This is a genomic window from Bradyrhizobium sp. 23, from assembly GCF_023073295.1.
Taxonomy (GTDB): domain Bacteria; phylum Pseudomonadota; class Alphaproteobacteria; order Rhizobiales; family Xanthobacteraceae; genus Bradyrhizobium; species Bradyrhizobium canariense_D.
Genome location: NZ_JADPJF010000064.1, coordinates 140,536 through 159,422, shown reverse-complemented (window position 1 = coordinate 159,422; position 18,887 = coordinate 140,536). Strand labels below are relative to the sequence as shown.

General features: G+C 64.5%; 19 protein-coding genes and 1 pseudogene. 10 read left to right on the top strand and 10 right to left on the bottom strand.

Going from position 1 to position 18,887, the window contains the following annotated elements; all coding sequences use genetic code 11:
- The 8 genes and pseudogenes from IVB32_RS15825 to IVB32_RS15790 form a co-directional block, all read right to left on the bottom strand.
- Window positions 1-620, bottom strand: a pseudogene (locus tag IVB32_RS15825) (4-diphosphocytidyl-2C-methyl-D-erythritol kinase); the annotation flags it as partial.
- Complete coding sequence (locus IVB32_RS15820) at window positions 617-1,318, bottom strand: XdhC family protein (protein ID WP_247368126.1); 702 nt, start codon at window positions 1,316-1,318, stop codon at window positions 617-619. The gene IVB32_RS15820 and the pseudogene IVB32_RS15825, both read right to left, overlap by 4 nt.
- A 2-nt stretch (window positions 1,319-1,320) precedes the next feature.
- Entirely contained in the window at window positions 1,321-1,644 is a 324-nt protein-coding gene (locus IVB32_RS15815; protein WP_007602422.1) for an XdhC family protein, read from the bottom strand.
- Between the two features lie 9 nt (window positions 1,645-1,653).
- Window positions 1,654-2,856 carry a VWA domain-containing protein gene (locus IVB32_RS15810; RefSeq protein WP_085361694.1) on the bottom strand — a complete coding sequence of 401 codons (1,203 nt, stop codon included), beginning with the start codon at window positions 2,854-2,856 and terminating at the stop codon, window positions 1,654-1,656.
- A gap of 132 nt (window positions 2,857-2,988) precedes the next feature.
- Window positions 2,989-3,924, bottom strand: coding sequence for a MoxR family ATPase (locus tag IVB32_RS15805; RefSeq protein WP_026232979.1), 936 nt, complete (start codon window positions 3,922-3,924; stop codon window positions 2,989-2,991).
- A 62-nt stretch (window positions 3,925-3,986) separates the two neighbouring features.
- Window positions 3,987-4,793, bottom strand: a complete 807-nt coding sequence (locus IVB32_RS15800) for a xanthine dehydrogenase family protein subunit M (RefSeq protein WP_204511636.1) — start codon at window positions 4,791-4,793, stop codon at window positions 3,987-3,989.
- A 33-nt stretch (window positions 4,794-4,826) separates the two neighbouring features.
- On the bottom strand, window positions 4,827-5,312 hold the full coding sequence (locus tag IVB32_RS15795) for a (2Fe-2S)-binding protein (protein ID WP_007602418.1): 486 nt from the start codon (window positions 5,310-5,312) through the stop codon (window positions 4,827-4,829).
- A gap of 164 nt (window positions 5,313-5,476) precedes the next feature.
- The gene (locus IVB32_RS15790; RefSeq protein WP_018455582.1) at window positions 5,477-5,923 is read right to left on the bottom strand and encodes a carbon monoxide dehydrogenase subunit G; all 447 of its coding nucleotides are present in this window, start codon (window positions 5,921-5,923) and stop codon (window positions 5,477-5,479) included.
- Between the two features lie 184 nt (window positions 5,924-6,107).
- Between IVB32_RS15790 and IVB32_RS15785 the strand changes: the two genes are divergently transcribed.
- From IVB32_RS15785 to IVB32_RS15775, 3 genes are all read left to right on the top strand, one after another.
- Window positions 6,108-7,463: a 3-carboxy-cis,cis-muconate cycloisomerase gene (locus IVB32_RS15785; RefSeq protein WP_026232978.1), complete on the top strand. Its 1,356-nt coding sequence runs from the start codon at window positions 6,108-6,110 to the stop codon at window positions 7,461-7,463.
- Between the two features lie 36 nt (window positions 7,464-7,499).
- Entirely contained in the window at window positions 7,500-8,282 is a 783-nt protein-coding gene (pcaD, locus tag IVB32_RS15780; protein ID WP_018455580.1) for a 3-oxoadipate enol-lactonase, read from the top strand.
- A gap of 107 nt (window positions 8,283-8,389) precedes the next feature.
- Complete coding sequence (locus tag IVB32_RS15775) at window positions 8,390-8,782, top strand: carboxymuconolactone decarboxylase family protein (protein WP_085351059.1); 393 nt, start codon at window positions 8,390-8,392, stop codon at window positions 8,780-8,782.
- Here the strand turns inward: IVB32_RS15775 and IVB32_RS15770 are convergent.
- Window positions 8,744-9,280, bottom strand: a complete 537-nt coding sequence (locus tag IVB32_RS15770) for a hypothetical protein (protein ID WP_018455578.1) — start codon at window positions 9,278-9,280, stop codon at window positions 8,744-8,746. The two genes, IVB32_RS15775 and IVB32_RS15770, sit on opposite strands and share 39 nt — an antisense overlap.
- Window positions 9,281-9,618: 338 nt before the next feature.
- On the opposite strand from IVB32_RS15770, the gene IVB32_RS15765 reads away from it, so the two are divergent.
- The 5 genes from IVB32_RS15765 (at window position 9,619) to IVB32_RS15745 (ending at window position 14,710) form a co-directional block, all read left to right on the top strand.
- Entirely contained in the window at window positions 9,619-10,536 is a 918-nt protein-coding gene (locus IVB32_RS15765) for a branched-chain amino acid ABC transporter permease (protein WP_018455577.1), read from the top strand.
- Window positions 10,537-10,547: 11 nt separating this feature from the next.
- Complete coding sequence (livM, locus tag IVB32_RS15760; RefSeq protein ID WP_018455576.1) at window positions 10,548-11,867, top strand: high-affinity branched-chain amino acid ABC transporter permease LivM; 1,320 nt, start codon at window positions 10,548-10,550, stop codon at window positions 11,865-11,867.
- On the top strand, window positions 11,864-12,697 hold the full coding sequence (locus tag IVB32_RS15755) for an ATP-binding cassette domain-containing protein (protein ID WP_018455575.1): 834 nt from the start codon (window positions 11,864-11,866) through the stop codon (window positions 12,695-12,697). The genes livM and IVB32_RS15755 overlap by 4 nt, the downstream gene beginning before the upstream one ends.
- Complete coding sequence (locus tag IVB32_RS15750) at window positions 12,694-13,434, top strand: ABC transporter ATP-binding protein (RefSeq protein WP_018455574.1); 741 nt, start codon at window positions 12,694-12,696, stop codon at window positions 13,432-13,434. Before IVB32_RS15755 ends, IVB32_RS15750 begins: the two co-directional genes overlap by 4 nt.
- A 157-nt stretch (window positions 13,435-13,591) precedes the next feature.
- On the top strand, window positions 13,592-14,710 hold the full coding sequence (locus tag IVB32_RS15745; RefSeq protein WP_018455573.1) for a branched-chain amino acid ABC transporter substrate-binding protein: 1,119 nt from the start codon (window positions 13,592-13,594) through the stop codon (window positions 14,708-14,710).
- Between the two features lie 81 nt (window positions 14,711-14,791).
- On the opposite strand, the gene IVB32_RS15740 is transcribed toward IVB32_RS15745, so the two are convergent.
- The gene (locus IVB32_RS15740; protein ID WP_018455572.1) at window positions 14,792-15,178 is read right to left on the bottom strand and encodes a response regulator; all 387 of its coding nucleotides are present in this window, start codon (window positions 15,176-15,178) and stop codon (window positions 14,792-14,794) included.
- A gap of 240 nt (window positions 15,179-15,418) precedes the next feature.
- Between IVB32_RS15740 and IVB32_RS15735 the strand changes: the two genes are divergently transcribed.
- Window positions 15,419-18,229 (top strand): PAS domain S-box protein, encoded by a 2,811-nt coding sequence (locus IVB32_RS15735; RefSeq protein WP_085385070.1) that lies wholly within the window; start codon window positions 15,419-15,421, stop codon window positions 18,227-18,229.
- A gap of 58 nt (window positions 18,230-18,287) precedes the next feature.
- Window positions 18,288-18,887 (top strand): P1 family peptidase (locus IVB32_RS15730; protein ID WP_247410708.1); only part of this gene is annotated, 600 nt, incomplete at its 3' end.

Below are 18,887 nucleotides of genomic sequence, written 5' to 3'. Positions count from 1 at the left end.
CCCCGCCGCTCCGCGATGATGCCGGCTCCGGCTGGCGCCAGCCGCTCGGCGGTGACCCGCAACGTCTTGTCGATCACCTTGGAGGACAGGCCGGGCAGCAGCGTCGAGACCACGCCGACGCGCTTGATGACGTAAGGCGCGATCTTCAGAACGTCGCGACCCGCGGCCTTCACCGCGGCATCACGCAAGTTTCCTTTGACGCCGAACGGGATGATCTTGACGGTGCCGACCATCTCGCCCTCGACCACCGGCTTGTAGGCGGAGAGCGTGGCAAAGGTAATGGCCTCGTCGATATTGTTGATGCGGTCCACCGCGGCGCGATCGATCACCAGCACGCCTGGCTGCGCGGCGAACAGATTGGCCCGGCCGGTGAAGGCGCGCTCGACATGGATGCCCTCGCCGCCGACCGCGAGCGCGATGCTGGCGGCAGCGATGTCCTCGGAGACATCGCCCTCCTCCATCCGCACCACCACAACGTCCTTGATGCCGGCGCGCTCCAGCGCCTCGACCTCGGCCGGGCCGATCGTCGTGCCCTTTTTCAGCACCAGCGGTCCCTGGCGCAGGGTGTGGACGGTCACCCCGCCGATCGCATCCCTGGGACTCGCCGGGCCGAACTTCATGCGGCTTCTTCTTTTTCTTTGGGCGGCAGGCGAAGCACCGCCGTGATCTCGGCCATGATCGAGACCGCGATCTCGGACGGCGAGACCGCGCCGATCGCAAGCCCGATCGGCGCGTGGATGCGCGCGATGTCAGCCTCCTTGGCGCCTTGCGCCCGCAGCCGGTCGCCGCGCTTGGCGTGCGTCTTCCGCGATCCGAGCGCGCCGATATAGAAGCAGTTGCGCTCGAAGGCGTGCAGCAGCGCGGGATCGTCGATCTTGGGATCGTGCGTTACCGCGACGAAGGCCGTGTAGGCGTCGACGTTGAGCAGCGGCAGCGCCGTGTCGGGCCATTCCGCGACCAGTGGAACGTCGGGGAAGCGCTCGGGGCTCGCAAAGGCCGTGCGCGGATCGACCACGGTGACGTCGTAGCCGAGCGAGCGCGCCAACGGTGCCAGAGCCTGGCTGATATGGACGGCGCCGACGATGACGAGCTTTGCGGTCGGCGCATAGACGTTGAGGAAAAGCTTCTTGCCGCCGGCTTCGACGCTGGCGCTTTTGCCCATGCGAAGCTGCTTGTCGAGCTCGGCGCCTAATGGATCCTTGGCAAAATCCTTGGCCTTCACCAGGCGCTGCTCACCACTCTCGGTGTCGGTGACCAAAATCACCGCGCGGCGCGCGGCGCGCTCGGTATTGAGTTCGTGCAGGGTCTCGAGCTTCACGGCTAGCCGACTTTCTCGACGAAGACGCGGATGGTGCCGCCGCAGGACAGCCCGACATTCCAGGCAGTCTCGTCGGCAACCCCAAACTCCAGCATCCTGGGCTTGCCGCTCTGGATCACATCCATGGCCTCCGTGACCACGGCGCCCTCGACGCAGCCGCCGGAGACGGACCCCAGGAACGTGCCCTCGTCGTTGATGACTAGGCTCGAGCCCGCCGGACGCGGTGCCGAGCCCCAGGTCTCGACCACGGTGGCGAGCGCGACGCCACGGCCGGCCTTCTGCCAGTCCTCCGCCGCCTTCAGAATATCCTCGTCGCGATCGAGCATGGCTACCTCTCAGGCTGCGGAGCGGATCAAGCTGCGGTGATGCGGCGGCAGCGGCCGGGAGAGCGTGGTGATCAGCTCCTGGATCGAGCTCAAATTATGTACCGGACGGAATTCGTCAACGTGCGGCAGCATCATTTTGATGCCCTGGGCCTTGGCCTCGAAGCCGCCAAACCGCAGCAGCGGGTTGAGCCAGATCAGCCGCCGGCAGGAACGGTGCAGCCGGTCCATCTCGAAGGCGAGCTTGGAATCGGCTTCCCGCTCCAGCCCGTCGGAGATCAGCAGCACGATGGCGCCCTGGCTCAGCACGCGCCGCGCCCACAATTTGTTGAAATTGTGCAGGGAGGCCGAGATCCGCGTGCCGCCGGCCCAGTCCTCGACCGAGGCCGAGCAGCTCGCCAGCGCCTCGTCGGGGTCGCGCTGGCGCAGCGCCCGGGTCACGTTGGTGAGGCGAGTGCCGAATAGGAACACCGAGACACGTTTTCGCGCGTCCCCTATGGCATGCAGGAAATGCAGGAACAGGCGGGTGTACTCGCTCATCGAACCCGAGATGTCGAGCAGCGCGACGATCGGCGCCGGTTTCTCGATCCGCCCGAGGCGATGGATGTCGATGATGTCGCCACCGGTGCGCAAGGACGCGCGTAAGGTGCGGCGCAAATCGAGACGAAGCCCGCGCGCATCAGGCCGGTGCCGGCGCGTCAATAGCTCGGCCTGCGGCAGCCGCATCCGCTCGACAGCGCGGAGCGCTTCGGTGATCTCAGCCGCGCTCATCTGAGCGAAATCCTTCTTCTGAAGGATTTCCTTGTCGGAGACCGACAGGCGCAAATCCTGCTCCTGGTGCTGCGGCGTCTCCGTCATGCGAGGCTGCGACATCGCCTCCTGGACGCGGCGGGAGCCGGCCTGCGGCTTCTTCTTGGCCTGCTCCGGCAACGGCACCGAATCCAGCATGTGCTTCCACTCTTCCGACGCCCGGAAGAACAGGTTGAAGGCCTGTTTGAAGATCAGCGCATGTTCATGGCGCTTGACGAAGATCGCCTCCAGCGTGGTGAAGACGTCGGCGCGGTGGCCGATGTCGATCACCTCAAGCGCGCTCATGGCATCGATGACCGCACCCGGCCCGACCGGCATGCCGGCCGAACGCAGCGCGCGGGCGAAGCCCACGATGTTGTCGGCGAACTGCTCGGTCTGCTCAGGCGCAAGGTGGTTGATGGCCATGGTCTTTCCTCGCTCCGTCATTCCGGGGCGTCGCGAAGCGACGAACCCGGAATCCAGAGATTGTGGCGCGAGATTCTCAGGTGCGCAATTGCGCACCAGAGTTCACGCTCCCGCGCGCCCCGGAATGACAAGTTACTCGCTCGTCGCGTCCTTCAGCACCTTCTGCAAGGTGTCGCCCTGCATCCGCGTGATGTCGTCCTGGTATTTGAGCAGCGCGCCCAGCGTGTCGCCGACCACTTGCGGGGTCAGCGAGCGGGCGTCGAGCTCCGACAGCGCAGTGGCCCAGTCGATGGTCTCGGCAACGCCCGGCGATTTGTAGAAATCCTGATTGCGTAGCGCCTGGACGAAGCGCACGACCTGCTGCGACAGTTTCGCGGAGATGCCCGGCACGCGCGACTTGACGATCGCGAGCTCACGATCGGCATCGGGATAATCGACCCAGTGATAGAGACAGCGCCGCTTCAGCGCGTCGTGGATTTCGCGGGTGCGGTTGGAGGTGATGATCACGATCGGCGGATGCGGCGCCTTCACGGTGCCGAATTCGGGAATCGTCACCTGGAAGTCGCTGAGGATTTCGAGCAGATACGCCTCGAACGCCTCGTCGGCGCGGTCGAGCTCGTCGATCAAGAGCACCGGCGGTCCCGCAACGTCGGGCTCCAGCGCCTGCAGCAGCGGCCGCTTGATCATGTAGCGGTCGGCGAAGATATCGGAGGAGAGCTGATCGCGATCGGTGTCGCCGGCGGCTTCCGCCATCCGGATCGCGATCATCTGCGCGGCGCTATTCCATTCGTAGACCGCCGAGGAAACGTCGAGGCCTTCGTAACACTGTAGACGGATCAGCTTCCGCCCCAAGGCCGCCGACAGCACTTTTGCGATCTCGGTCTTGCCGACGCCGGCTTCGCCTTCCAGAAACAGCGGCCGGCCCATGCGCAGCGACAGATAGGTCACCGTGGCCAGCGATCGCTCGGCGAGATAGCCGCGCGACGTCAGGAGTTCGAGCATCGAATCGACCGATGCCGGCAATACAACTGAAGTATTGGCACCGGACGTATTGGCCGCTGAGGTCATGAAAAAGCCAGTCTCGCTACGCCCTCACCGGGGACAAGTTTGGGCCGAGGCGTGAGGATCACTCACTCCTTGGCGTTGGCGGCGTCGAGGGCACGCCGCGTCAGCACGCCGATGAGGTGCGCGCGGTATTCGGCGCTGCCATGGATGTCGCTGTTGAGGCCGTCCGCCGGCACCTCGATGCCCTCAAGCGCCTTCGCGGCGAAGCGCTTCTTCAGGGCTTCCTCGAATGCGGTGACACGGAACACGCCTTCGGAGCCGGCGCCGGTGACCGCGACCCGCACGTCGGAGGGACGCCGCGCCACGAACACGCCGACCAGCGCGTAACGCGAGGCCTGGTTGCGGAACTTGATATAGGCCGCCTTCTTCGGCAGCGGGAACATCACCTTGGTGATGATCTCGTCGGCTTCGAGCGCCGTCGTGAACAGGCCCTGGAAAAACTCCTCCGCCTTGAGGCGGCGCTTGTTGGTGACGATGGTGGCGCCGAGCGCAAGCACGGCAGCCGGATAGTCCGCTGTCGGGTCGTTGTTGGCGAGCGAGCCGCCGATCGTGCCCTTGTGGCGCACGGCGGGATCGCCGATCTGGCCGGCCAGGTTCGCGAGCGCCGGGATCGCCTCGCCGACGATGGCGGAGCTTGCGACCTCGGCATGCCTGGCGGTGGCACCGATCACGAGCGCGCGGCCCTTCATCTCGATCGTGTTGAGCCCATCGATGTGGGAGAGGTCGACCAGATGCGGCGGGCTGGCGAGGCGCTGCTTCATGACGGGAATCAGCGTGTGGCCGCCGGCGATCACCTTGGCGTCTTCGTTCTTCACCAGGAGGTTGGCGGCCTGCCGAACGGTCCCGGGGCGATGGTATTTGAAATCGTACATCTGAATGTCCTGATCGCAGAGTGCGCGCGAGGTTTACGCGAGATCGGATTTCGCCATCGCCTTGGCGCCGGCGGAGATCGAGGTGACGATGTTCTGGTAGCCGGTGCAGCGGCAGAGATTGCCTTCCAGCTCCTCGCGGATGGTGTGGTCGTCGAGCTCGTTGCCCTTGCGATGGACGATGTCGATCGCGGTCATGATCATGCCGGGCGTGCAGAAGCCGCACTGCAGGCCATGGTGTTCGCGGAAGGCCTCCTGCATCGGATGCAGCGGCGCGCCGTCGGCGGCCAGGCCCTCGATCGTCTTGACCTCGTGGCCGTCGGCCATCACGGCGAGCGTGGTGCAGGACTTCACGGCCTTGCCGTCCAGATGCACGACGCAAGCGCCGCACTGCGAGGTGTCGCAGCCGACATGGGTGCCGGTGAGCCGCAGATTCTCGCGCAGGAACTGCACCAGCAGGGTGCGGGGATCGACATTGGCCGTGACAGGATTGCCGTTCACGATGAGGGAGATTTTTGCCATAAACACTCTCTATCAGCGCCCCGACGGGTCCCGTCGAAGCGGTTCTTATATTTATTCCAACCCATCATATGGGCCATTATGCCCCGGGGCAACATCACCCGGAATGCAAGGCGCCATGACAAAACGCGATATGCCGAAAGGCGCAATGCTTGAGGTGTTGGCCTTCAGCCCTGTACCGCCTTGGCGAAGTTCGCGAAAAATTCGTCGGCCAGTTTCTTGGCGGCGCCGTTGATCAGGCGCTGGCCGAGCTGCGCCAACTTGCCGCCGATCTGCGCCTCGACCTCGTAGGACAAAAGCGTGCCGCCGTCCTTCTCCGCAAGCTTGACCACGGCGCCACCCTTGGCGAAGCCGGCCACCCCGCCCTCGCCTTCGCCGGAGATCTTGTAGCCGTTCGGCGGGTCGAGATCGGACAGTGTGACCTTGCCCTTGAAGCGCGCCGACACCGGACCGACCTTCATTTTCGCCGTCGCGCGAAAGCCGCCATCGTCGGTCTTCTCCAGCTCCTCGCAGCCGGGGATGCAGGCCTTCAGCACCTCGGCATCGTTGAGCTTGGCCCACACGGCCTCGCGCGGCGCCGCAAGCTGGACTTCGCCGTTCATCGTCATGGCCATTGGGTGCCTCCCGGGATACCGAACTTGGATCGCGCAACTATAATGCAGCTCAAGTACCGCACGGAGGCGGCAAAAGAAAGGGTGGCCCTCGGTCACGTGCAATGCATATTCGCAACTGCAAAAAGCTTGCGCCGCCGGTTTGGGATTGGCACAGGCGGGTCATGGTGGTTAGGTCCCGCACAATATGAGCACATCCCTCTCCCCCCTGCTCGCGCCGATGCTGTCGAGCGTGGCCATGCGCGCGGTCTGCGACGACCGGTCGACCCTTCAGAATATGCTCGAATTCGAGGCAGCCCTCGCCCGAGCCGAGGCGGCCACGGGTGTGATTCCCGCGTCCGCGGTGGGCCCGATCGAAGCCGCGTGCAAGGCCGATACCTTTGACATGGCTGCGCTGGCCGAGGCCGCGACTCGATCCGGCAATCTCGCGATCCCCTTGGTCAAGACTCTAACCGCCAATGTCGGCAAGGCCGACGCCGAGGCCGCACGCTACGTGCATTGGGGCGCGACCAGCCAGGACGTCATCGACAGCGCGACCATGCTCACGCTTCGCGCCGGCATCGATGCATTGGACGCCGATCTCAGCCGCGCCATCAAGGGCTTTGCCGCACTTGCGCGCAGTCATCGCAACACGGCAATGGTGGCGCGAACCTGGCTCCAGCACGCCCTGCCGATGCCGTTCGGACTGAAGGCCGCCGAATATGCCGCAAGCCTTGCCCGCGCCCGCTGCCGCCTCAGGCGGCTGCGCCGCGAGGGCCTCGCACTGCAATTCGGCGGCGCGGCCGGCACGCTTGCGGCACTTGGCGACAAGGGGCTCGTCGTTTCAGAACGGCTGGCGCAGGAGCTGAACCTGCCATTGCCAGAAGCCCCCTGGCACACCCACCGTGACCGCATCGCGGAAGCCGCATCAGCCTTCGCGATTCTCGCCGGAAGCTGCGGCAAGATCGCGCGCGACGTCTCGCTGCTGATGCAGACCGACGTCGCAGAGGCGTTCGAGCCCGCCGGGGAAGGCCGCGGCGGCTCCTCGACCATGCCGCACAAGCGCAACCCGGTCGCAGCCGCAAGCGCGCTCGGCTGCGCGACCATGGCGCCTCAGCTCGCAGCGACGATTTTTGCCGCACAGGTGCAGGACCACGAACGCAGCGCCGGTCCCTGGCACGCGGAATGGCCGACGCTGCCGCAATTGATGCTGGTCACCTCCGGCGCGCTTGCCGCCATCGTCGACATCGCCGAGGGTCTCGATGTCGATGCCGCGCGCATGCGCAGCAATCTCGATGCGACGCACGGGCTGATCATGGCGGAAGCGGTTACCTTTGCGCTGGCCGAGACGATCGGCAAGAGCGATGCGCATCATCTGATCGAGGCCGCGAGCAAGCGCGCGGTCGCCGAGAAGAAGCATCTGCGCGAGGTGCTCGCAGCCGATTCGCATGTCACTGCGCATCTTTCGCCGGAAAAAATTGCGGCGTTGCTCGAGCCGATGGCCTATCAAGGCGCTTCCCAAGCCCTGATCGATCGCCTGCTCGACAGCCTCGAACGCGAATAAAGCAGTCCTGCGCGCAAATAAAACGGAGACGCCCGCATGCCCATGATTGATGCCGACGGTTGCCTGATCAACGTCTCCGTCGAGGGCCGCGACGGGGGGCCGACGCTGATGCTCTCGAACTCGCTCGGCTGCACGCTGCAGATGTGGGAGCCGCAGATGAAGGCACTGACGCAGATATTCCGCGTCATCCGCTACGACCGCCGCGGCCACGGCAAGTCCAACGTTCCGCCCGGCCCCTACACCATGGAGCGCTTCGGCCGCGACGTGCTCGCCATCCTGGACGACCTCAATATCGAAAAAGTGCACTGGTGCGGCCTGTCGATGGGCGGCATGGTTGGGCAATGGCTCGGCGCGAACGCGCCGGAGCGCTTCGGCAAGCTCATCCTCGCCAACACCTCCTGCTACTACGCCGAGCCGACCAAATGGCTCGAGCGCATTGACGCGGTGAAGAAGGGCGGCATCGCCGCCGTCGCCGACGCCGTTATCGCCGGCTGGCTCACCCAGGATTTCCGCGAGCGCGCGCCCGACATCACCGCCAGGATGAAGGAGATGCTGCTGGCCTCGCCGCTCGAAGGCTATCTCGCCTGCTGCGAAGCGCTGTCGACGCTCGACCAGCGCGCGTTGCTGCCGAACATCAAGAACCCGACACTGGTGATCGCCGGCCGCCACGACATGGCGACGCCGATTTCGGCGGGTGAATTGATCCGCTCAAGCATTCCCGGCGCGAGCATGACCATCATTGACGCCGCCCACATTTCCAATGTCGAGCAGCCGCACGCATTCACCGACGCGGTCGTGGGCTTTTTGACGCAACGCTAGCCACAACCGTCGTTGGGAGCACAGCGATGCAACCAGAAATCCGTCTGCCGTGAGAGACTGGATTGCTTCGTCGCTTCGCTCCTCGCAATGACGAAGGAGGAAACAGCATGGACGACCAGAAACGCCGCGATGCCGGTATGAACGTGCGCCGAAAAGTGCTGGGCAATGCCTGGGTCGACAAGTCGATCGCGGGTCGCAATGCATTCAACACCGATTTCCAGGACATGATCACGCGCTACGCCTGGGGCGAGATCTGGACGCGGCCGCATTTCGACGAGCGCACGCGGCGGGTGCTGGTGATCGGCACCATGGTTGCGCTTGGGCAATGGGATGAATTCCGCCTGCATGTGCGCGCGGCCCTCGCTGAGGGTGGCTTCACGCCCAACGACATCAAGGAAATCCTGCTGCAGCAGGCGATCTATTGCGGCGTGCCGGCGGCGAACCACGCCGTCAAGGAAGCCTCAGCGATTGTGCAGGAGCTCGGCCTGCTCAAGACCTAGCGGCGGGGTGGCCTCGACGGGCTTCTGAACGATCTTGGGCGCCGCCGCGGGCCGCTCGATCACCACCACGATGGCGGCACCGAGCAAGAGCAGAAGTTCGGTGGCGTGCAGCCGCAGCGCGGCCATCTCGCCGACCTTCGAGGCCATGATCATGCTCGCAAACGAGATCAGGCTGCCGATCGCAAGCGCAATGCCGAGCGCTTCGTCGCTGCCGCCGTTCTTGCGGATACGGGGGATGCAGAGCAGCGCAAGGTAGATCGCAAAGAACGCCACCACCGTTAAGCGCCCCAGCGCCAGCAGCCAGGCGGCGCGCACCGTGTCCATCCCCGCCATCTGGAGATGGTCGCTGAGGAAAAGAGCGACTGCGACGCTCGGCCGCTCATAGAGGCCGTGCACCGGCGCCACCATGATGTTGAAGGCAACGAGGGTCCAGGTCGGGATGAAATAGGCCGCCAGAAGTGCGCCGTTGACCGAACCGATCCGCCAGTTTCCGAACATGCCGCTTCCCGCTTCGTTTGGCCGCGCCTTCGATGAAAGGCTCTGCCGGGAGCTAACTCGCATCAGACTGTGGCGGCAATTTAAACCCTTTGTTTACCTTAACTGCCTCCCGACAGGCATCCGATGGCGCTGACGGAGCCGGTTCCGCCCATTGCGGGGGAACCGGAGCGCCAAATGATCTCTGTAAAAGCCTTGATGCGGAGGCGAGGCCGGTTGCAGCCGCCAGTTCCCTCCTGTTACAAAACGAGAATGCTTAAGGGCTGCCGGGGCCCGAGAAGAAACCAGCACTCTCTCGAAGAGCTCCCTTTGAGCCGCGTCAGATTTGGGTACGGCAGCCTATGGATTATTTCGCCCAGCAGCTCATCAACGGTCTCGTGCTCGGCTCGATCTACGGGCTGATCGCGATCGGCTACACGATGGTCTACGGCATCGTCGGGATGATCAACTTCGCCCATGGCGATGTCTTCATGATCGGCGGCTTCATCGCCCTGATCACCTTCCTTCTGCTGGTCTCGACGGGCCTGACTGCGGTCCCGGTGATCCTTTTGATCGTGATCCTGGTCTCGATGGCGATCACCGCCCTGTATGGCTGGACCATCGAGCGCATCGCCTACCGTCCGCTGCGCCACTCCTTCCGCCTCGCGCCGATGCTGTCGGCGATCGGCATGTCGTTCGTGCTGACCAACTATTCGCAGGTGGCGCAAGGCGCGCGGGTGAAGCCAGTGCCGCCAGTGATCACCGGCGGCTATACGCTGCACGAGAGCGCCGATGGCTTCGTCATCCAGCTCTCCAATATCCAGATCGTGGTGGTCATCACCACCATCGTGCTGCTGGCGATCTTCACCTGGCTGGTGTCGCGCACACGGCTCGGGCGCGACATGCGCGCCTGCGAGCAGGACCAGACCATGGCGGCGCTGCTCGGCGTCAACGTCGACCGCACTATCTCCATGACCTTCGTGATCGGCGCTGCGCTCGCCGCAGTGGCCGGCCTGATGTACCTGCTCTATTACGGCCTGGTCGATTTCTTCATGGGCTTCGTCGCCGGCATCAAGGCGTTCACCGCGGCCGTACTCGGCGGCATCGGCTCGCTGCCCGGCGCCATGCTCGGGGGGCTCGCGATCGGGCTGATCGAGACGTTCTGGTCGGCCTATTTCTCGGTCGAATACAAGGATGTCGCCGCGTTCTCGATCCTGATCGTCGTGCTGATCTTCATGCCGACCGGCCTGCTCGGCCGCCCCGAAGTCGAAAAAGTCTGACGGTCGCGCGCGTGAAAGCTCCCTCGATCAATACGGCCAAAACCGCATCGGGCATCCCCGCTCTCCTGAAGACCGCCTGCGTCAACGCACTGATCGCGCTGGTGCTGTTCTCGCTGATGGTCGGCGTCCGCACCGAAGCCGGTTCCGACGGCCAGCTCACCTATTGGACGCGCTTCGGCGAGGTCGCCTCCCTCGTCGCCGCGGTATTCGGCGGCTCGATCGTGCTCGAGCTGCTCAAGCAATGGATCGGTCCGACCGGCGCCGAGAAGCTGGTGCCGCCGGCGGTGCAGAGCGGAATGTCGTTCCTCGGCCGCTATCTCGCACCGGCGCTTCTGATCTTCACCCTGCTGGTGCCTGTGATCTTCTATGACCAGCGCTACATCCTCGATCTCGCCATCCTCGTGCTCACCTATGTGATGCTGGGCTGGGGGTTGAATGTCGTAGTCGGGCTGGCTGGCCTGCTCGATCTCGGCTATGTCGCCTTCTATGCGGTCGGCGCCTATTCCTACGCGCTGCTTGCGACCAATTTCGGCTGGTCATTCTGGATCTGCCTGCCGCTAGCGGGCGTCCTCGCCGCATTCTGGGGCGTGCTGCTCGGTTTCCCCGTGCTGCGCCTGCGCGGCGACTACCTCGCGATCGTGACGCTCGCCTTCGGCGAGATCATTCGCCTCGTCATCATTAATTGGCAGGATCTGACCGGCGGCCCCAACGGCGTCTCCAGCATTCCCCGCCCCTCTTTCTTCGGCATCCCGCTCGACAACAGCGACAACGGGCTCGCCGCCAGACTCGGCATCGAATATTCTCCGACCCATCGCATCGTCTTCCTGTTCTACCTGATCCTGGCGCTCGCGCTGCTCACCAACTGGGTGACGATCCGGCTGCGCCGCCTGCCGATCGGCCGTGCCTGGGAAGCCCTGCGCGAGGACGAGGTCGCCTGCCGCGCGCTCGGCATCAACACCACCACGACGAAGCTCACGGCATTCGCGACCGGTGCGATGTTCGGCGGCTTTGCCGGCGCGTTCTTTGCGACCCGCCAGGGCTTCATCAGCCCGGAATCCTTCACCTTCCAGGAATCGGCGCTGGTGCTCGCCATCGTCGTGCTCGGCGGCATGGGCTCGCAGCTTGGCGTGGCGCTCGCAGCGCTCGCCATGATCGGTGGTTTCGAACTGTTCCGGAGCCTCGAGAGCTATCGCATGCTGGTGTTCGGCATGGCCATGGTGCTGATCATGATCTGGCGGCCGCGCGGCCTGATCGGCCATCGCGCGCCGACCGTGTACCTGACCAAGGCCCACGCGATCTCATCGGACCTCGTCAAGGAGGGGCACGGATGAGCCGCGACCAGATTCTCGAGGTCGACCGGCTCACCATGCGCTTCGGCGGCATCGTCGCGGTGCAGGACCTGTCGTTTGCTGCCGAGCGGAAGAAGATCACCGCGCTGATCGGACCCAACGGTGCCGGTAAGACGACGGTCTTCAACTGCATCACCGGCTTCTACAAGCCGAGCGGCGGCGCCATCCGCCTCGGCCATGACGACGGCAAGGTGATCGCGCTGGAACGGCTGAACGATTTCCGCATCGCCAAGCAGGCCAAGGTCGCCCGCACCTTCCAGAACATCCGCCTGTTTCCCGGCATGACCGCGCTGGAAAACCTGATGGTGGCGCAGCACAACGCGCTGATGCGCGCCTCCGGCTTCACCTTGCTCGGGCTCATTGGCGCGCCCGTCTACCGCGACGCCGAGAAGCGCGCGATCGATCTCGCCACCGACTGGCTCAAGCGCGTCAATTTGCTCGATCGCGCCGACGATGCTGCCGGTAATTTTGCCTATGGCGACCAGCGACGACTCGAGATCGCACGCGCGATGTGCACCGAGCCCGCGCTCTTGTGCCTGGACGAACCCGCCGCCGGCCTCAATGCGCGCGAGAGCGCCGCCCTGAGCGAGCTGCTGCTGTCGATCCGCAACGAGCTCGGCACCTCGATCCTGCTGATCGAGCACGACATGTCCGTGGTGATGGAGATCTCCGACCATATCGTGGTGATGGACCACGGTGTGAAGATCTCTGAAGGCTCCCCGCGCGAGGTTCGCGACGATCCGAAGGTGATCGCCGCCTATCTCGGCACCGATGAGGAAGAGGCGGCGGCCGTGATGGAGAGCGGGTCGTGACGTCGCCCACTGCCCTGCTCGCGATCCACGGCCTTCGCGCTGCCTACGGCAAGATCGAGGCGCTGAAGGGCGTTGACCTCGAGATCAATGCCGGCGAGATCGTGGCGCTGATCGGCGCCAACGGCGCCGGCAAATCGACGCTGATGATGACGATCTTCGGCAAGCCCCGCGCCCGCGCCGGCCAGATCCTGTACGAAGGCCGCGACATCACCGAAGTGCCCACCCACGAGATCGCGCATTTGCGCATCGCGCAATCGCCGGAAGGCCGCCGCATCTTCCCGCGCATGAGCGTGGCGGAAAATCTCCAGATGGGGGCGGACGCCACCGAATGCACCGACGCCGAACGCGAGGTGACGCTACAACGCGTGTTCACGCTGTTTCCGCGGCTGAAGGAACGCTACGGCCAGCGCGGGGGAACCCTGTCTGGCGGCGAGCAGCAGATGCTGGCCATCGGCCGCGCTTTGATGAGCCGCCCTCGCCTGCTCCTGCTTGATGAGCCCTCGCTCGGTCTGGCGCCGCTGATCGCGCGCCAGATTTTCGATGCGATCCGCACTCTGAACCGGCAGGACGGCCTGACCGTGCTGATCGTCGAGCAGAACGCCAACCACGCGCTCAAGCTCGCCCATCGCGGCTATGTCATGGTCAATGGCCTGATCACCCTGGCCGGGACCGGTGCCGAGTTGTTGCAGCGCCCCGAGATTCGCGCCGCCTACCTGGAAGGCGGCCGGCACGGCTGAGGCCGCCCAAGGCGAACCCGTGCGGCCGAATTTGGCGATATCTCTGCCAATGCCCGTATTTTGCCGGTGACTTCTCCTCGAATTCATTCAAGAATGGCGCCGGTTTGAACCGGGCATGCCCGGTAACTTCCACAGGCGACCACCCTCGAGGTATCTCATGAAATCACTGAAGCTCATCGGTCTGGCATTCGGCGCATCGATCGCGCTGTCGAGCGCGGCATTCGCGCAGGATGTCACCGTCGCAGTCGCAGGTCCGATGACCGGCGGCGAGTCCGCCTTCGGCCGCCAGATGAAGAACGGCGCCGAGATGGCCGTAGCCGATATCAACGCCGCCGGCGGCGTCAACGGCAAGAAGCTCGCGTTGTCCGTCGAGGACGACGCCTGCGATCCGAAACAGGCGCGCTCGATCGCCGAGAAGATCGCCGGCGCGAAAATTCCGTTCGTGGCCGGGCATTATTGCTCGTCCTCGTCGATCCCCGCGTCGGAAGCCTATGCCGACGGCAACGTGCTCCAGATTACTCCCGCCTCCACCAATCCGAAGTTCACCGATAGCGGACTGTGGAACGTGGCGCGCGTCTGCGGCCGCGACGACCAGCAGGGCCTGGTCGCCGCCCAGTTCATCGCCAAGAACTACAAGGGCAAGAACATCGCCATCCTCAACGACAAGACCACCTACGGCAAGGGTCTTGCGGACGAGACCAAGAAGGCGCTCAACAAGGCCGGCGTCACCGAGAAGATGTACGAGTCCTACAACAAGGGCGACAAGGACTTCAACGCGATCGTCTCGCGGCTGAAGCGCGACAACATCGATCTCGTCTATGTCGGGGGCTACCATCAAGAGAGCGGCCTTCTCCTGCGCCAGATGCGCGACCAGGGCCTGAAGACCGTGCTGATGGCCGGCGACGCACTCGCCGACAAGGAATACGCCTCCATCACCGGCCCGGCCGGCGAAGGCACGCTGTTCACCTTCGGCCCCGATCCGCGCAACAAGCCGACCGCGAAGAAGATCGTCGAAGCCTTCAAGGCCAAGAACATCGACCCCGAGGGCTACACGCTCTACACCTACGCAGCGATGCAGGTCTGGTCGGAGGCGGCCAAGAAGGCCGGCACCACCGACGCCAAGAAGGTCATGGCAGCCATCAAGGCCGGCAAGTGGGATACCGTGATCGGGCCGATCGAGTATGACTCCAAGGGCGATATCAAGCAGCTCGACTACGTCGTCTACAAATGGGACGCCAAGGGCGGCTACGCCGCGATCAGCGGCAACGGCACCTAAGCACGCTTGCCGGGGCCTGAAGGCCTCCTCCAATCATCATCGCGCCCCGGCTCGCCCGGGGCGTTTCTTCCTGCGTTAGGATCAGACTGCTGCTTGTATCGCGCCGTCCACCGCGGCTTGGGCCTTCCTCAGCGCTTGAAGAAGATCGTTCGGCCGAAACGGCTTTTGCAGGCAGACCACGCTGGCGAGGTGGGGCGATTGTTCCATGAAGTCCAGCGCCGTCATCCCCGACACGGCAACGACCGGGAGGCTCGGTGCAAGCTCGCGCAGGGTCGTGATGACCTCGACGCCACTGGTATCGCCGAGGAAAATGTCCACGATTGCCGCGTCGAAGCCGACCTCGGTGAAGGCTTTCACCCCGGCTGCGCCGCTGTCGGCCTCAACGACCTCATAACGGTTGACGCGCAGCACGATCGCGACCATCGCACGGACGTCCTTCTGGTCGTCGATGATGAGAACGCGGGGCATAGGGAACAACTCCCGGATCCTGAAATCAAAATGCCTGGTTCAAACCTGGAACCCGCAGCTGCGGGAGAGCATTATTGCACCATCCAGTAAAGCGCATCTTACCCGATCCCCGGTGCGCGTTCCCCCCAAAATTAAGTAAACTGTAACCTTCGGTTGAGTCGCAGTGGGTTTTGTCATGATGCGTGCCCAGAACCGGCTGCCATGGGCAGAAATTGATTGGGCCAAATGAGATTGGCGAAGATGCTCAAAACCGATCTGCGCGAGCTGCACGTGTCTGCGACGACCGATCGAAGCACATTCCTTTCGACGTTGCCGGCTACCCCGAAGGACCGCACCGCAGCATTGGCGATCGTGGGCGTCTCGTCGATCCTGTTCGCAGTGGCCGTGCCCTTCGCGGGTATCTCGCTACTGCCCGTGCCAGCCTTCGTCGCCAGCTATCAATCCGCCCTTGTGGTCGCGGACATTGTCACCGCCGTCCTGCTGTTGTCGCAGTTTGCGGTGCTCAGGACCAGCGCGCTGCTCGTGCTCGCGACGGGCTATCTGTTCACAGCCGCCGCGGCCGTGGTCCATGCCCTCACCTTCCCCGGACTTTTTTCGCCGACCGGGCTGCTGGGGGCCAACCAGCAGACCACGGTCTGGCTCTACATGATCTGGCACGGCGGCTTTCCGCTCTGCGTGCTGGCCTACGCCTGGCTGAAGGAGGCCGACGGCGGCGCCCGGATCACGGGCTCGGCAAGCAAGGCGATCTACGCCAGCGTGGTCGGCGTCGTCACGATCATGATCGTCTTGACCTGGATCGTCACTGCGCAGCACGACCTGCTTCCGGTCCTGCTGCGCGATGGCGGCTACACGCAGATCATGATCGGCGTGGTGTCCTTTGTCTGGTCCTTGAGCTTCGCCGCGCTGGTCTCGCTGTGGTTCCGCCGTCCGCATTCGGTCATCGATGTCTGGCTCATGGTGGTGATGTGCGCATGGCTGTTCGACATCGCGCTGTCGGCGATCGTCAACGTGGCACGCTTCGATCTCGGCTTCTACGCCGGTCGTGTCTACGGCCTCTGCGCGGCGACCTTCGTGCTCGCGGTGCTCCTGATCGAAAATGTCCGCCTCCAGGCGCATACGCTGGGTCTCGTCGGCAGGCTGCGCCAGCAGTCGGCATTGGATCGCGACTATTATGGCAAGCGCCTTGCCCTGTACGGCGCCGTCGTCGAATCCGCCAATGATGCCATCATCACGAAGACGCTCGACGGTGTCATCACGGGCTGGAACAAGGCCGCCGAACATCTGTTCGGCTATGCCGCCGCGGAGGCCATCGGGCAGCCGATCGACATCATCGTCCCGGAGGACCGCAAGGCCGAGGTCAGGGGTATCCTGAACCGGGTCGGCGGCAACGAAACGATCGCACAGCACGAGACGGTCCGGATCCGAAAAGACGGCCGGCGGGTCGACGTCGTCCTCAATGTTTCTCCGCTGAAATCAGCCAACGGACAGATCATCGGCGCTTCCAAGATCGCCCACGACATCACGGAAGAGAAGCAGGCACGAGAAAAACTGCGCCGCGAGGTCGAGGAGCGGCAGCGGATCTTCGAGACCTCACAGGACCTGATCCTGGTCACCGACGGTTTTGGCAATTTCATCCAGGTCAGCCCGAGCGTGAAGACCATTCTCGGCTTGAATCCGGAAGACATGATCGGGCACAGCGCCACCGAGTTCATTCATCCCGATGACCTCCAGAAGACGCGCGACGAGATGCGCGCGGCGCGGCGTGGCGCGGTCAAGCGCAGCTTCGAGGCGCGCTACTACCACTACGACGGTCACGAGGTCACGCTGAACTGGATGGGCACCTGGTCCGAGCCGGTCAAGCGCCATTTCTTCATCGGCCGCGACCTCACCGAGAAGCAGGCGGCCGAGGCGCAGTTCAGGCACGTCCAGAAGATGGATTCGATTGGTCAATTGACCGGCGGTGTCGCGCACGACTTCAACAATGTGCTGACCGTCATCACCGGCACGATCGGAATTTTGGCGGACGCGGTCGCTGACCGTCCCGAGCTCGCCGCCATCACCAAGCTGATCGACGACGCCGCCGAGCGCGGCGCGCAACTGACCAAGCATCTGCTCGCGTTCGCCCGCAAGCAGCCGCTCCAACCGCGCGAAATCGACGTCAACGCATTGACGCTCGAGGCCGCAAAGCTCCTGCATCCCACGCTCGGCGAGCAGATCACCATCATGCCGCAACTCACCGAGGATGCGTGGCCGGCACTGATCGACCCGGGTCAGCTTTCCACCGCGATCCTCAACCTCGCGCTGAACGCGCGCGATGCGATGCCCGACGGCGGAACGCTGGTGCTGGAGACGCGCAACATCTTCCTCGACGACGGCTATGCCAGCATGAATCCCGACGTGGTGGCCGGCAATTACGTCATGATCGCCGTCAGCGACACCGGCTCCGGAATCCCGCCGGAGTTGATGGACCGGGTGTTCGATCCCTTCTTCACCACGAAGGAGGTCGGCAAGGGCACCGGCCTCGGGCTCAGCATGGTGTTCGGCTTCGTCAAGCAGTCCGGCGGACACATCAAGATCTACAGCGAGGAAGGCCACGGCACGAGCGTGAAGATTTACCTGCCGCGCTCGAGCGGCGTGCAGGAGACCGAATTCGAGGCGCTGCAGAACGCGCCGGTCACCGGCGGCCACGAAAAGATCCTGATCGTCGAGGACGACGCGCTGGTGCGCCAATATGTCGTGACCCAGATCAAGAGCCTCGGCTATACCGCCCTCGAAGCCGCCAACGCGGCCGAGGCCCTCGTCATCATCGACGCCGACAAGGACATCGACCTGCTATTCACGGACGTCATCATGCCCGGCAACATGAACGGCCGCCAGCTCGCCGACGAGGCGGCTCGCCGCCGCCCCGACCTGAAGACGCTGTTCACCTCGGGCTACACCGAGAACGCCATCGTCCATCACGGGCGGCTCGATTCCGGCGTGCTGCTGCTGGCAAAGCCCTACCGTAAGTCCGAGCTCGCCAAGATGCTGAGGACCGCGCTCGCGGGTTGAGCCTGCGGCATCCCTGCGATATCGCTGAAGCGAGCGCCTTTCAGCCTGCGGAGCCGCCTTGAAAAACCTTCTCACCGATATCGCCGGCGTCCGCGTCGGCCATGCCGAGGATGCGAAAATCGCCACTGGCACGACCGCGATCATCTTCGACGCCCCCGCGGTTGCGGCCATCGATGTTCGCGGCGGCGGACCCGGCACGCGCGAAGACGCGTTGCTCGACCTCGCCAGCACCGTCGATCGCGTTGACGCCATCGCGCTGTCCGGCGGCTCCGCCTTTGGAATCGACGCCGGCGGCGGCATCCAGGCCTGGCTCGCCGAACAAGGCCGCGGCTTGCGGATTCGCGAGGCGGTGATTCCGATCGTGCCTGGCGCAATCGTTTTCGACTTGCTCAACGGCGGCGACAAGGCCTGGGGACGCTTCGCGCCCTATCGCGACCTCGGCTACGCCGCAGCGTTGGCCGCCAGCGACGATTTCGCACTGGGCAGCGTCGGCGCCGGCCTCGGTGCCACCACCGCGACCTTCAAGGGTGGACTGGGGTCGGCCTCCGCGGTCCTGGCCAATGGTATCAAGGTCGCCGCGATCATGGTCGTCAACGCGGTCGGCAGCACAACCGTTGGCGAAGGGCCTTGGTTCTGGGCTGCGCCCTTCGAGGAGAAC